The sequence below is a fragment of the Mycobacterium sp. 1245852.3 genome (assembly GCF_001669335.1).
In the GTDB taxonomy this organism is placed as follows: domain Bacteria; phylum Actinomycetota; class Actinomycetes; order Mycobacteriales; family Mycobacteriaceae; genus Mycobacterium; species Mycobacterium europaeum_A.
In genome coordinates this window covers 31,883-45,436 of sequence record NZ_LZLL01000508.1, presented here as the reverse complement: position 1 = coordinate 45,436, position 13,554 = coordinate 31,883, and the positions used below count along the sequence as shown (strand labels likewise).

Genomic DNA, 13,554 nt, shown 5'->3' with positions numbered 1-13,554 from the left:
CGGTGGACGCCGGTCGGGTGATGGCGACGCTCGGCCTGGGCGACCGCATGGTGCTGCGCGAGGGCCTCGCGTGCGCCGTGCTGCGCCGCCCGGATCACCGCGAGACCTATGACGCGATGTTCGATCTGTGGTTCCCGGCGGCGCTGGGCGCACGCGCGGTGGTCACCGAGGAGGAGGCCGACGACTCGCGCGACGACGGCGCGTTGCCGCCCGACGATGTCGAGGCGATGCGCCAGATGCTGGCCGATCTGCTGACCGAGAACCCCGACCTCGCCGACATGGACGAGCGCCTGGTCGCGATGATCGCCCGGATCGTCGAGGCCTACGGCAAATACAGCTCCAGCCGCGGCCCGTCTTTCTCGTCGTATCAGGCGCTCAAGGCGATGGCGCTCGACGAACTCGAGGGCAAGCTGCTGGCCGGACTGCTCGCCTCGTACGGCGACGAACCCACACCCAGCCAGGAAGAAATCGCCAAAGCTCTTGCCGCGCAGCGCATCAGCCAGCTGCGTAAGCTCGTCGACGCCGAGACCAAACGGCGCACCGCGGAGCAGCTGGGCCGCGATCACGTCCAGATGTACGGCATCCCACAGCTTTCCGAGAACGTGGAATTTTTGCGCGCCTCCGGTGAGCAGCTGCGCCAGATGCGCCGGGTGGTGGCGCCGCTGGCCCGCACGTTGGCAACCCGGCTGGCGGCGCGCCGGCGGCGCAGCCGGGCGGGGACGATTGATCTGCGCAAGACGCTGCGCAAGTCGATGTCCACCGGCGGGGTGCCGATCGACGTCGTGCTGGCCAAGCCACGTCCGGCGCGCCCGGAACTGGTGGTGCTCTGCGACGTGTCCGGTTCGGTCGCCGGCTTCAGCCATTTCACCCTGTTGCTGGTTCACGCTCTGCGCCAACAGTTCTCACGTGTACGGGTGTTCGCCTTCATCGACACCACCGACGAGGTGACCCACATGTTCGGCCCGGAAGCCGATCTGGCGGTGGCGATTCAGCGGATCACCCGCGAATCCGGCGTCTACAGCCGCGACGGCCACTCCGACTACGGCAACGCCTTCGCGTCGTTCGTGCAGGCGTTCCCGAATGTGCTCTCACCGCGCACCTCGCTGCTGGTGCTCGGCGACGGCCGCACCAATTACCGCAATCCGGAGATCGAGCTGCTGAGTCACATGGTGACCGCCAGCCGGCACGCGCACTGGCTGAATCCCGAGCCCAGGCACCTGTGGGGCAGCGGTGACTCGGCGGTGCCGCGCTATCAAGAGGTCATCCCGATGCACGAATGCCGGTCCGCCAAGCAGTTGGCCGCGGTGATCGACCAGCTGCTGCCCGTATAGCCTCGGCACCGAAGCGCTCGCCGCATGGCCATATGCTCCACTGCGGCGGAGGGCGCTCATCTTCCCGGGCGCCGGTCGCGGTGCGTTGCCGGGCGCCCGCGGCGCGGATCACGACCGCCCGCACGATCTCAAGCACCCTAGTCATCAGGCCGAGCCACGAAACCGACGTCAAAATCGACCCCGACTTCGCAAGTGTGCCCGCCCAATCGTCATTGCAAGTCGTCAAGTGCAACGGCGACGATTAGGGCGAGTCGTACGTGCAGCACCCGTGACGAACAAAGGAGTTTCGCCAGTGCGGCTATGGCAACTGCCCGCGACCGAACTCGCCAGCTTGGTCCGATCGCGCGAAGTCTCGGCGCGCGAGGTCGTTGAGGCGGCCTTGGATCGGCTCGATGACGTCAACGGTGCGATCAATGCGGTGGTTGATCATCACCGCGACGAGGCATTGGCCGCCGCAGCCATGATCGACGAACGGCTGCGCCGCGGCGATGAGGTTGGACCGCTGGCCGGTGTGCCGGTAACGGTGAAGATCAACGTCGACCAGGCCGGCTACGCCACCACCGACGGCGTGACGCTACAGCGTGACCTCATCGCCACAACCAACAGCCCCGTCGTCGACAATCTTCTGAAGAGCGGTGCGGTGCTCATCGGCCGGACGAATGCGCCCGCATTCTGCCTCCGTTGGTTCACCTCGAATCAATTGCACGGGGAAACCCGCAACCCACGGAACGCGGACCTAACCCCTGGTGGCTCGTCGGGCGGGGCCGCCGCGGCAGTCACGGCGGGCATCGGCGCGATTGCCCACGGAACCGACATCGCAGGTTCGATCCGCTATCCGGCGTACGCGTGTGGGATACACGGGTTGCGCCCGACACTTGGCCGCGTCCCCGCGTTCAACGCCTCTCTCCCCGAACCGACCATCGGCGCCCAGCTCGGGCGAGTTTCAGGCCCGTTAGCGCGCAGCGTCGCCGACCTCCGGCTGGCATTCGCGGCGATGGCGGCTCGAGACGCCCGCGACCCGTGGTGGGTGCCCGCGCCCCTGTCAGGTCCGCCCCCTGTGGCCAGGCGAGCGGCTTTCTGCGTGGCGCCGGACGGGCTTGGCACCAGACCTGAAGTGGCGCAAGCGGTCCGCGACGCGGCCGAGCGGCTCAAAGCCGCGGCGTGGGACGTGGACGAGCTGGCCACCACCCCGCCACTCGCCGAAGCAGCCGATGCGCAAACCAAACTCGCGTTCCTTGACGGGTACGACGACAAGCTTGCGGCCGCCCAACGGGAGGGCGACCCGGGCGCGTTGAATGTGCTGGCGCGTCTGCGCGAGCAAGCCGTCGCTTTCGACCTGACCGCGTTCTCCAAGTCGCTGAGTCGCCGAGCCACACTTCTGCGTGACTGGCTGACGCTGTTCGAGAATTACTCTGTCCTGGTGATACCGGTCAGCGCCGAGCTGCCCTTCGCGAACCATCTCGATATGCAAGGCGACGCCGCCTTCGCGCGGGTATGGGCCGCACAGCTCACCCAGCTCGGTTTGCCCTACCTCGGGCTGCCGGCACTGACCGTGTCGACCAGTCTGCTCGGCAGCACGCCGGTCGGCGTGCAGATCGTTGCGGGCCGCTACCGCGAGGACCTGTGTCTGGCCGCCGGAGAAGCGATCGAAGCTGTGGGTACACCAGTCTCACCGATCGACCCGATGCCGGGATAGGGTCGCAGCGCCGCCGCCCGACCAGGGAAATCGGGCCGTAACACCGGCTCAAGTAAGCTGGCAAATCGTGCAAAAGCAGCTTCGCAGGTTAGGGGTGATGGGTGGGACGTTCGACCCCATCCATTACGGCCACCTGGTTGCCGCCAGTGAGGTCGCCGACCTGTTCGACCTCGACCAAGTGGTGTTCGTGCCCAGCGGCCAGCCCTGGCAGAAGGACCGGCACGTCTCGGCCGCCGAGGACCGGTACCTGATGACGGTGATCGCCACGGCGTCCAATCCCCGTTTCACGGTCAGCCGGGTCGACATCGACCGCGCCGGCCCCACCTACACCAAGGACACTTTGCGCGACCTGCACGCTCTCAACCCGGACTCCGAGCTGTACTTCATCACCGGGGCCGACGCGCTGGCCTCCATTCTGTCGTGGCAGGGCTGGGAGACGGCGTTCGAGCTGGCCCGCTTCATCGGGGTCAGCCGGCCCGGTTACGAGCTGCGCCGCGAACACGTCACCGGCGTGCTCGGTGAGCTGCCCGACGACGCGCTGACCCTCGTCGAGATCCCGGCGCTGGCCATCTCCTCGACCGATTGCCGCCGCCGCGCGGCGCAGCGCCGCCCGCTGTGGTACCTGATGCCCGACGGCGTCGTGCAGTACGTCTCCAAGCGCCGGCTCTACCGCGACGACGTCGTGCCGCCGGTGCCGGCCAGCGAAACACGCCTGAGCGCAGGGGATCACCCATGAGCGCCACCCAGGAGGCCATCGACATGGCCACGGTGGCCGCCGGTGCCGCCGCGTCGAAGCTTGCCGACGATGTCATCGTCATCGACGTCTCCGCGCAGTTGGCCATCACGGACTGCTTCGTGATCGCCTCGGCCTCCAACGAGCGACAGGTCAACGCCATCGTCGACGAGGTCGAGGAGAAGATGCGCAAGGCCGGTTACAAGCCGGCGCGTCGCGAGGGAACCAGGGAAGGCCGCTGGACGCTGCTGGACTACCGCGACATCGTCGTCCACATTCAGCACCAGGAGGACCGCGACTTCTATGCCCTCGACCGGCTGTGGAGTGACTGCCCGGTGGTGCCGGTAGACCTCGATGAGGGCCGCGCCAACTCCGATGAGTCGGGTGCGTCATGAGGGTCCGTCGTCTGATCATGTTGCGGCACGGGCAAACCGAGTTCAACGCCGGCAGCCGGATGCAGGGTCAGCTGGATTCCGAACTCAGCGAACTCGGCCGGGCCCAGGCCGTCGCGGCCGCCGAGGTGCTGGGCAAACTGCAGCCGTTGCTCATCGTGTCGTCGGATCTGCATCGCGCCTACGACACGGCGGTCAGGTTGGGGGAGCTGACCGGCCTGCCGATCCGGGTCGACCAGCGATTGCGGGAAACCCATCTCGGCGACTGGCAGGCAATGACGCACACCGAGGTCGACGAACAGGCCCCCGGCGCCCGGCTGGCCTGGCGCGAAGACGCCACCTGGGCACCGCACGGCGGTGAGAGCAGGGTCGACGTCGCCGCTCGCAGCGTACCCTTGGTTGCCGAACTGGTGACCGGCGAGCCGGAGTGGGGCGAGCCCGACGGGCCCGATCGCCCGGTGGTGCTGGTGGCCCACGGCGGGCTGATCGCCGCTTTGTCGGCCGCGCTGTTGAAGCTTCCCGTCGCCAATTGGCCGATCCTGGGTGGCATGGGCAATGCCAGCTGGGTGCAGCTGTCCGGCCACAACGACGATCCGGCCGACGAATTCGACAGCATCCGTTGGCGTCTGGATGTGTGGAACGCTTCGGCGCAGGTGTCCAACGATGTCCTCTGAGCGGCCGCCGAAGCCCACCCTGCTGATATTCGCCGACTCCCTGGCCTACTACGGCCCGACGGGAGGGCTGCCCGCCGACGATCCCCGGATCTGGCCGAATATCGTCGCTGCGCAGCTGGGTTGGGACGTCGAGCTGATCGGCCGCATCGGCTGGACGTGCCGCGACATCTGGTGGGCGGCGACCCAGGACCCGCGGGCGTGGGCGGCGCTACCGAGGGCGGGCGCGGTCATCTTCGCGACCGGCGGCATGGATTCGCTGCCGTCGGTATTGCCCACCGCGCTGCGCGAGCTGATCCGCTATGTGCGGCCGCCGTGGCTGCGGCGCTGGGTTCGCGACGGCTATGGCTGGCTGCAGCCCAGGCTCTCGCCGGTGGCCAGATCGGCGCTGCCACCACACCTGAGTGCGGACTACCTCGAACAGACCCGTGGCGCAATCGATTTCAACCGGCCCGGTATTCCGATCGTGGCGTCGCTGCCGTCGGTGCACATCGCCGACACCTACGGCCGGGCCCACCACGGCCGCGCGGGCACGGCGGCCGCCATCACCGAATGGGCGCAAAACCACAACGTGCCCCTGGTCGATCTGAAAGCCGCTGTCGCCGAACAGGTGATGAGCGGTCGGGGAAACCCGGACGGGATTCACTGGAACTTCGAAGCCCACCAGGCGGTCGCGGAGTTGATGCTCAAGGCGCTCGCCGAGGCCGGCGTGGCAACGATGCAGCGGGGGCACCTCCCGCTTGCGGGGGACGCGCAGCGCGATGAGGAGGCGCCGCGCAATCAGGCCGGCGTGCCCAACGAGAAGCCCCGCGGGTAGCGCTGGTGACCGTCATGGTGGTGACCGACTCGTCGGCACGGCTGCCGGCCGACCTGCTTGAAAAGTGGGGAATCCGGGTCGTTCCGCTGCACATCTTGCTCGACGGCGCGGATCTGCGTGACGGTGTGGACGACGTTCCCGATGACATCTACAAACTGGCGGCCACCACCGCGGCGGCCACCCCGGCCGAACTCGCCGACGCCTATCAGCAGGCGCTGGCCGACAGCGGCGCCGACGGCGTTGTGGCCGTACACATTTCGTCGGCGCTGTCGGGAACGTGCCGGGCCGCCGAACGCACCGCGGCCGACTTGGACCCGAACGTGCGGGTCGTCGACTCGAAGTCGGCCGCGATGGGCACCGGCTTCGTCGCGCTGGCCGCGGCGCGGGCGGCGGCCGACGGTGCAAGCCTCGACGCCGTCGCGGACGCCGCGCACGCGGCCGTGGACCGCGGGCATGCCTTCATCGTGGTGCACCGCCTGGACAACCTGCGCCGCAGCGGACGCATCGGCGGGGCGAAGGCGTGGCTGGGCACCGCGCTGGCGCTCAAGCCGCTGTTGCGTATCGATGACGGCAAACTCGTTCTGGCCCAACGGGTCCGCACCGTCAGCCATGCCACCGAGGCAATGATCGACCGGGTCTGCCAGGTCGTCGGCAACGATGCCGCCGCCCTGGCGGTGCATCACGTCGACAACCCGGATGGCGCCCGGGAGGTGGCCTCAGCGCTGGGCGAGCGGCTGCCGGCGTGCGAACCGGCGATCATCACCGAGCTGGGACCGGTGCTCGCGCTGCATGTCGGTGCGGGCGCCGTCGCGGTGAGCGTGGCGCTGCCGCCGGAGTAGTTGCGGGCGCCACTAACCAATCAGGCGCTCACCGGCCGTCGTACGTTATCCCCACGGGGGTGCACCACCTGCGGCCACCAGAACCACCGTCCGAGCAGGGTGGCGATCGAGGGCATCAGCAGCGTGCGCACCACCAGCGTGTCGAGCAGCAGACCGATGCACACGGTCGACCCGAACTGACCGAGCACCCGCAGATCGCTGCCCAACATGGACGCCATGGTGAAGGCGAACACCAGACCCGCCGCCGTCACCACACCGCCGGTACCGGCCATCGACCGGATGATCCCGGTCTTGAGCCCGCGATGGATCTCTTCGCGGAACCGGGAAACGAGCAGCAGGTTGTAGTCGGATCCCACGGCCAGCAGGATGATGACCGACAGCGCCATCACGATCCAGTGGATCCTGATGCCGAATAGGTCCTGCCAAATCAGCACGGACAGACCGAAAGACGCCGCGATCGAGCTGGCCGCGGTGCCGACGATCACCAGTGCGGCCACCACGCTGCGGGTCAGCAGCAGCATGATCATGAAGATCAGCGTGAGGGCCGACACCACGGCGATCATCAGGTCGTATTTCTCGCCGTCTGCCATGTCCTTGAACGTCGCGGCGGTTCCGCCGAGATACACCCGGGCATCCGAGAGCGAGGATTGCTTCAGCCCCTCCTGCGCGGCGGTGCGTTCGGCATCGACCCGCGCGATACCCTCCGGCGACATCGGGTCGCCCTGATGGGTGATGAAGAACCGCGCCGACTTACCGTCCGGTGACAAGAACATCCGAAGACCCGTCTGGAAATCGGGGTTGTCGAAGGCTTCCGGCGGCAGGTAGAAGAAGTCGTCGTTCTTCGACGCGTCGAAGCTCTGCCCCATCACGATGGCGGTATTGCTCATCGCCTCCATCTGATTGATCATCGCCTTGAACGTCTGGTAGAGCGTCAGCGTGATGCCCCGGGTGGTCTTCAGCGTGGTGATCAGCGTGGGGAACAACGCATTCAGATCATGGGTTGCTTTGGCGGTGTGCTGGATGTCGCCCGTGAGGTAATGGAACTGCTCCGCGAGCTGATCGAAGCCATCCAAAGTGTCGAACAGGGACCGCAGCCCGTAGCACAGCGGGATGTCGTAGCAGTGCTTCTCCCAGTAGAAGTACGTGCGGACCGGGCGGAAGGTGTCGTCGAAGTCGGCGATGTGGTCGCGCAGGGTGTCGGTGATCTGCGACGTCACGGCCGTGGTCTTCGCGCTGTCGTCGGCGGCGTTGGCCAGATCCAGCGACACCTCGTATTGGCGCTGCGTGGTGTCGATCTGGGTTTGCAGATCATCGGCCATCTTGAGGATGTCGTTCATGCGCTCCTTGAGAAAGCTCATGTTCTGCATCGTCGTCTGGCTTTGGACGCTGTTCTGGAACGGGATCGAGCTGTGCTGGATCGGAATGCCCAGCGGCCGGGTGATGTCCTGGACCATGGCGATGCCCAGCGTGCGCATCTCGTTCTTGGCCACCCGGTCCAATACCAGCATGTCGGCCGGGTTGCGCATGTCGTGGTCGGACTCGACCATCAACAGGTCGGGGTTCATCCGCGCTTCGGAGAAGTGCCGATTCGCGGCCTCTTGCCCCTGATTGGACGGGGCTGACAGCGGCAGGTAGTGGCGGTCGTTGTAGCTGGTGTGGAAGCTCGGCAGGGCGATCATGCCGACCAGCACGATGGCCGCGCTGACGGCCAAAACCGGTGCGGGCCAACGCACCACGGCGGTGCCCACCCGGCGCCACAGCCGACCACGCTTGGCCTGCCTTTCGAACAGGTGGAAGCGGCTGCCGACAAAAACCACCGCGGGGCCCAGCGTGATACCGGCGAGCACCACGACCAGCATGCCGATCGCCACGGGCGCGCCCATGGTGTTGAACCACGGCAGCCGCGAAAAGCTCAGGCAATAGGTCGCGCCCGCGATTGTCAGGCCCGAACCCAACACCACCGGGGCGACGCCCTTGAATGTGGTGTAGTACGCCTCTTCTCGATCCTCGCCGGCGGCCAGCGCCTCCTGGTAGCGGCCGACGAGGAAGATGCCGTAGTCCGTTCCCGCGGCGATGGCCAGCATGGTGAGGATGTTGGCCGCGAAGGTGGTGAGCCCGAATGCGTTGTGATACGCCAGAACCGCGACCACCCCGCGCGAACAGGCCAGCGCGACAAAGGTCATGAACAGCTGCACGAGCGTGGTGACGATGGACCGGTAGACCAGCAGCAACATGATCGCGATGGCACCAAGGGTGAACAGCGTGATCTTGGCCAGGCTGGCGTTACCGATGATGTGCATGTCGTCGGACAGCGCAGCGGGACCGGTGACATAGGCCTTCACACCGGGCGGCGCCTTGTTCTCGTCGATGACCTTGCGCACGGCGTCCACCGACTCGTTGGCCAGCGTGGTGCCCTGGTTACCGGCGAGGTTCACCTGCACATAGGCGCTCTTGGCGTCGGCGCTCTGCGCGCCCGCGGCCGTCAGCCGGTCGCCCCAGAAGTCCTGAATGTGCTGAATGTGCTTGGGATCCTGGCGAAGTTGCCGGATCAGCTTGTCGTAATACTGGTGCGCGTCGGGGCCCAGCGGATGCTGACCCTCCAGCACGATCATGACGGTGCTGTTGGAGTCGAACTCGTGAAAGTTATGGCCCAGGCGCATCATCGCCTTCATCGACGGCGCGTCGAGCGGTGTCATCGGCGCCGAGTGCGCCTCGCCGACTTTCTCCAGCGTGGGCACGATGACGTTCACCAACACGGTGATCGCGACCCAGCCGATGATGATCGGTATCGCGAAGATGCGGATTGCGTGGGGGAGGTAGGGCCGATGGCCGCGCTCGGCCTTCGACAACCCCCTGGTGCCGATCGGGCCGGTGTCGGCGGCGCTCAGGTCGCGCTCGGTCTGATTGTGCACGTCGCTCATGCGGACTTCACCAGGCAGAAGGTCTGGGCGTTATGGCCGGCGGAGTTCTGGTTGTCCCGGACAATGCCGTCCACGGTGATTTTGCAGCTGATCGTGCTGCCGTCGCTCTGCGCCATGATGTTTGCGCTCACCGAGGGCAGCGTGGTCGAGATGGTGGTCGACCAGGGCAGGGCAGCGTTGTTGACCTGATGCGTGTTGGCGTTCTCGTCCCAGTAGTTGATGTTCGCCGTGGTGCCCGGGGCACCGGAGATTTCGTAGACGACGACCTTCGGGTTGAACTGCACGATTTCGATCCCCTTGCCGGCGTTTGCGTTGAGATCTTCCGAGCCGAAGATCTTGTGCAGTCGCGACACGATGAGCGCCGACAGTGACAGAACGACCACCAGCACCAGCGGGATCCACGCTCGTCTCAATACGCGGCTGAGAAGGCCGGGGCGGGTACCCGAGTCTGGACTAGCCACCACCTGACCGCCTTCCGCAAAGCTCACCAACCGTCGCCGACGACACCACTGTCAACGGAACATTTGCTCAGTTGGGGATATTAACCTTAGTGCACGCAAGCGTTCCTCCTGGGGCCACCACCTGTGGCGTACGGCATACGCTAGTGCGCGAGCCGACCGGTGACCGGCGGCAAATCCGCCAGCGTGACGATTCCCGGCTCGGCGGCCACCACCGCCGGGACGGCATTGGTAACCGGCATCGCGGTGTAGATCATTCCCAGCCCCATGAATCCGGGCTCTGTCCAGTCTTTGGGCGGCAGGCAGTGCAACACGGTTCGCATGTTGGGCAGCCCGAACACCTGAATGACGTGCCCGTGCTCCAGGGGCTTGGGCGGGACGACGTGACTGCCCATGGTCCAGTTGAACCCGACGCTGACGACGTTGCGGTCACCGACCCAGCCGCGGTGGTAGCCGTAGACGCTGCCGACCGTTCCGGCGGGGATCTTCATGAAGCCCAGATCGGAGTCGTCGGTGGCCGCGGTGAAGGTGACGTCGAAGGTCATCTTGTCCAGCTTCGCCCCGATCGCGTCGGCCATCATCGCCGCCGACTCCGCGAACACCTCGCTTTCGCGCCGGACGTTCTCGGCCAGCCCGGGGGTATCCGGATCCTGCGAAAAGCCCATGGCCGTCTGGGTTTCCGCCGATTCATAGGTCGAGCAGTCCACCGACTCGGTGATCCGGATCTCGTCGACGCGCTCACACGATGCGGACAGCACCATGCCCACCATGTTCGTCATGCCGGGGTGCGCACCGCTGCCGAAGATTGTCGAATTGCCTTTCCGGCAAGCATCTTCGATGCGTTTGCGGTCCTGCGGTGTCTGCTTTCCGCCGGTGATCCACGCGGCGCTGGTGCACACGTTGACTCCAGATTCCAGCAGCCGCACCAGCTCATCGATGTTGGGCCACAACGGGTTATAGCAACACGCGTCGGCGCCCAGGGCCAGCAGCGCATCGATGTCGTTGGTCGCCCGCACCCCAGTCGGCTCCGGCCAGCCCGCCAGGTCGGCGGCGTCGACGCCGACCTTGTCGGCGCCGTGTGCGTACACGCCGGCCAGTTCCAGGTCGGGTCGCCCGATGATGGCGTGCAGCGAACGCCGACCGATGTTCCCGGTCGTCCACTGGATCACGCGTAGCGGACGGTCGGTGCTTACCTTGCTCATCGCGGCTCCTTTGCCGGTGCGGATTGGACTCATTATCTTCTCAGCGGCGACGCGTCGGTTGGCGAAGGGTCAAAGGCCGGCCGCGCCGACCGCGAGGAAAGCGCAACCGGCCGCGGCGAGCAGGAGCGCAACGTCGACGCGCCGACGCGAGCGAATCCAGTCATGCAGCGCCGCCACCCGCGTGGCGGTCGCCTCGGGCGCCAGCAGGTGGGCCAGCAGCGGAATCTCGATCAGGGCGAAGGACACGGCGTTGAACATCAACAGCACCGCGACCTGCGTCAGGGCCGTCGCCCCGGAGGCCAGAATGACGGCCAGCGCGGCAAGGTAGTCGACCGACGGCAATGCGATGCCGAGACCGGCGATGCCGGCGACCGCCAGCGAATGCCGGCTCAGCAAACGTTGGACCGGCGAGGCCAATCCCGTCGGCCGCGCACCCAACCGCGCGGGGAGATTCGCGGCCACGACCGCCGCGACCGTCAGCGCCAGCAGGCCGACCACAATCTGCACCTTGGGCAACGCGAAGTAGTTCGAGCCCAGCATGGCGCGTCGGAAGGCGAACAAGACAACCAGCCCCACCGCCGTTCCCATGGCGAAACCGCCGGACAGGAACGCGAGCAGTTGCAGCGCCGGTCTGGGCCTGTTCAGCATGACCACGGTCATTCCGACTCGGAACGGTTCGACGCTGACGGCCAGCGCCATCACCAGGACGGTCACCAACATCGGCATCGTGGCGCGCGCCCGTAGCCCCGGCTCAGGCGTCCAACCGGGCGAATTGCTGCCGGCGGTACTGCTCGACGCAGGCGGCGCGCCGGATCTTGCCGCTGGTGGTGGTGGGAATCGAGCCGGGCGGCACCAGCACGAGGTCTCCCACATTCACACCGTGCGCATTGGAAATCGCCGAGGTGACGTCGCGTTTGACGGAGGTCAGCGAGTGCATGGCCGCCTCGGTGGAGTCGCCTCGCTTCTTGTACTCGATGACGGTGACGAGCTTCTCGGTGCTGTTCACCGGAACCGATATCGCCGCGACCCGACCGCCGGTGATCTCCTGGACCGTCGCCTCGATGTCCTCGGGATGGTGATTTCGTCCCCGGATGATCAGCAGGTCCTTGATGCGCCCGACGATGAACAGTCCACCCTCGTGGATGAAACCCAGGTCACCGGTCTTCAGCCATGGCCCGTCGGGCGTACCCGGCGACGGGTCGACGAGCGTCGCGCCGAAGCAGCGCTGTTCTGCCGGCGGCTTGCGCCAGTACCCCTCGGCCACGTTGGCGCCGCACACCCAGATCTCGCCGACCACCCCCGGCGGGCACTCGCTGTCGGTGTCGCCGTCGACGATTCGCAGTGCCGGGGATTGCGGCAGCTCGTATTTCACCAGCGACGAGCCGGCGCCAGCCGCGCACGGCTTTGCCCGGCCCGCGGACAGCTCGTCGATATCGAAGTGAACCGTCGCCTCGTCACTCCAGGTGCCACTGGCCACGAAGACGGTTGCCTCCGCCAAGCCGTAGGACGGACGCATCATGTCGTCCCGAAAGTTGAAGTGCGCGAACCGATCGACGAAGCGGCTCAGGGTGGTCGGCTCGACGCGTTCGGCGCCGCTGATGATGCCCAGCACCCCGCCGAGGTCGAGTCCGGCCAGGTCACGGTCGCTGGTCTTGCGGGCCGCCAGGTCGAAGGCGAAGTTGGGGGCGGCCGACCACGAAGACGTGTTCGCGGCCAGGGATCGCACCCATCTGGCCGGCCGCTCCAAGAACGCGACGGGACTCATCAGCTCACCGCGCCAGCCGCCCAGGATCGGCGCGCACACGCCCAGCACCAAACCCATGTCGTGGTAGAAGGGCAGCCACGAGACGATCGTGGTGTCCGACGGGGCTTTTCTGCGGGAGTCGGCGAAGAAGCTGCGCATCAGCTGCTCGAAATTCACCTGCAGGTTGTGGTGCGAAATCATCACACCGGTCGGGGTTCGGGTCGAACCCGAGCTGTATTGCAGATACGCGACGTCGGGCAAAACGGTTGCCGGAACGGCGGTTTGGCGATCGGCGTCCAGATTCATCGAATCGATTTCGACGATCTTCGGGACATCATCCATGCGCGCCCGATCGACGTACTCGGCGACATCTTCGGCGACCGCGGACGTGGTGAGCACGATCGACGGTGACGTATCGGCGAGGACGGCGCTGACCCGCTCGTCGCTCGAGCCGCGATGCGGCAGCGGAAGCGGAACCGCGATGAGCCCGGCCTGCATCGATCCCAGGAACGCCGCGATGTAGTCGAGGCCCTGCGGCGCCAGGATTACCGCCCTGTCACCGACCGAACCGTGCTGGCCGAGCTCGCCCGCCACGTTGAAGGTCCGGCGGGATAATTGCGACCACGTGAGGCTCTGCGCAACGCCGTCGGCGTCGTCGGAGTAATCGGTGAACGTGTACGCCACGTCGTTGGGCCGCAGGCTGGCACGCCCGTGCAGCATGGCAAGAATCGATGATCCAGACATAGGCGC

12 protein-coding genes are annotated in these 13,554 nt (G+C 66.7%); 7 read left to right on the top strand and 5 right to left on the bottom strand.

Translation table 11 applies throughout. The features are described 5' to 3' along the window. From A9W96_RS22875 to A9W96_RS22845, 7 genes are all read left to right on the top strand, one after another. Positions 1–1,331: VWA domain-containing protein (locus A9W96_RS22875; RefSeq protein ID WP_067143297.1), on the top strand; the 1,331-nt coding region annotated here is incomplete at its 5' end. 268 nt (positions 1,332–1,599) lie between these two features. Further along, complete coding sequence (locus tag A9W96_RS22870; RefSeq protein WP_197499610.1) at positions 1,600–3,027, top strand: amidase family protein; 1,428 nt, start codon at positions 1,600–1,602, stop codon at positions 3,025–3,027. A gap of 67 nt (positions 3,028–3,094) precedes the next feature. After that, on the top strand, positions 3,095–3,763 hold the full coding sequence (gene nadD / locus A9W96_RS22865) for a nicotinate-nucleotide adenylyltransferase (RefSeq protein ID WP_082972548.1): 669 nt from the start codon (positions 3,095–3,097) through the stop codon (positions 3,761–3,763). Next, entirely contained in the window at positions 3,760–4,155 is a 396-nt protein-coding gene (gene rsfS, locus A9W96_RS22860) for a ribosome silencing factor (protein WP_066867105.1), read from the top strand. Before nadD ends, rsfS begins: the two co-directional genes overlap by 4 nt. After that, positions 4,152–4,826, top strand: a complete 675-nt coding sequence (gpgP, locus tag A9W96_RS22855; protein WP_067143291.1) for a glucosyl-3-phosphoglycerate phosphatase — start codon at positions 4,152–4,154, stop codon at positions 4,824–4,826. Before rsfS ends, gpgP begins: the two co-directional genes overlap by 4 nt. After that, positions 4,816–5,640, top strand: a complete 825-nt coding sequence (octT, locus tag A9W96_RS22850; protein ID WP_066867109.1) for a diglucosylglycerate octanoyltransferase — start codon at positions 4,816–4,818, stop codon at positions 5,638–5,640. Before gpgP ends, octT begins: the two co-directional genes overlap by 11 nt. Positions 5,641–5,645: 5 nt before the next feature. Continuing rightward, the gene (locus A9W96_RS22845; protein ID WP_067143288.1) at positions 5,646–6,479 is read left to right on the top strand and encodes a DegV family protein; all 834 of its coding nucleotides are present in this window, start codon (positions 5,646–5,648) and stop codon (positions 6,477–6,479) included. A 20-nt stretch (positions 6,480–6,499) separates the two neighbouring features. Here A9W96_RS22845 and A9W96_RS22840 read toward each other — a convergent pair whose 3' ends face one another. The 5 genes from A9W96_RS22840 to A9W96_RS22820 all read right to left on the bottom strand — a co-directional run bounded on the left by A9W96_RS22840 (position 6,500) and on the right by A9W96_RS22820 (position 13,548). Beyond that, positions 6,500–9,400 carry an RND family transporter gene (locus tag A9W96_RS22840; RefSeq protein ID WP_067143286.1) on the bottom strand — a complete coding sequence of 967 codons (2,901 nt, stop codon included), beginning with the start codon at positions 9,398–9,400 and terminating at the stop codon, positions 6,500–6,502. Then, positions 9,397–9,864, bottom strand: coding sequence for an MmpS family transport accessory protein (locus A9W96_RS22835; protein ID WP_197498087.1), 468 nt, complete (start codon positions 9,862–9,864; stop codon positions 9,397–9,399). The genes A9W96_RS22840 and A9W96_RS22835 overlap by 4 nt, the downstream gene beginning before the upstream one ends. Positions 9,865–10,001: 137 nt before the next feature. After that, positions 10,002–11,060, bottom strand: a complete 1,059-nt coding sequence (locus A9W96_RS22830) for a dihydrodipicolinate reductase (RefSeq protein ID WP_067143304.1) — start codon at positions 11,058–11,060, stop codon at positions 10,002–10,004. A 69-nt stretch (positions 11,061–11,129) separates the two neighbouring features. Next, on the bottom strand, positions 11,130–11,780 hold the full coding sequence (locus A9W96_RS22825; RefSeq protein WP_067143301.1) for a GAP family protein: 651 nt from the start codon (positions 11,778–11,780) through the stop codon (positions 11,130–11,132). 31 nt (positions 11,781–11,811) lie between these two features. Beyond that, positions 11,812–13,548 (bottom strand): AMP-binding protein, encoded by a 1,737-nt coding sequence (locus A9W96_RS22820; RefSeq protein WP_082972546.1) that lies wholly within the window; start codon positions 13,546–13,548, stop codon positions 11,812–11,814. Between the last annotated feature and the right edge of the window lie 6 nt (positions 13,549–13,554).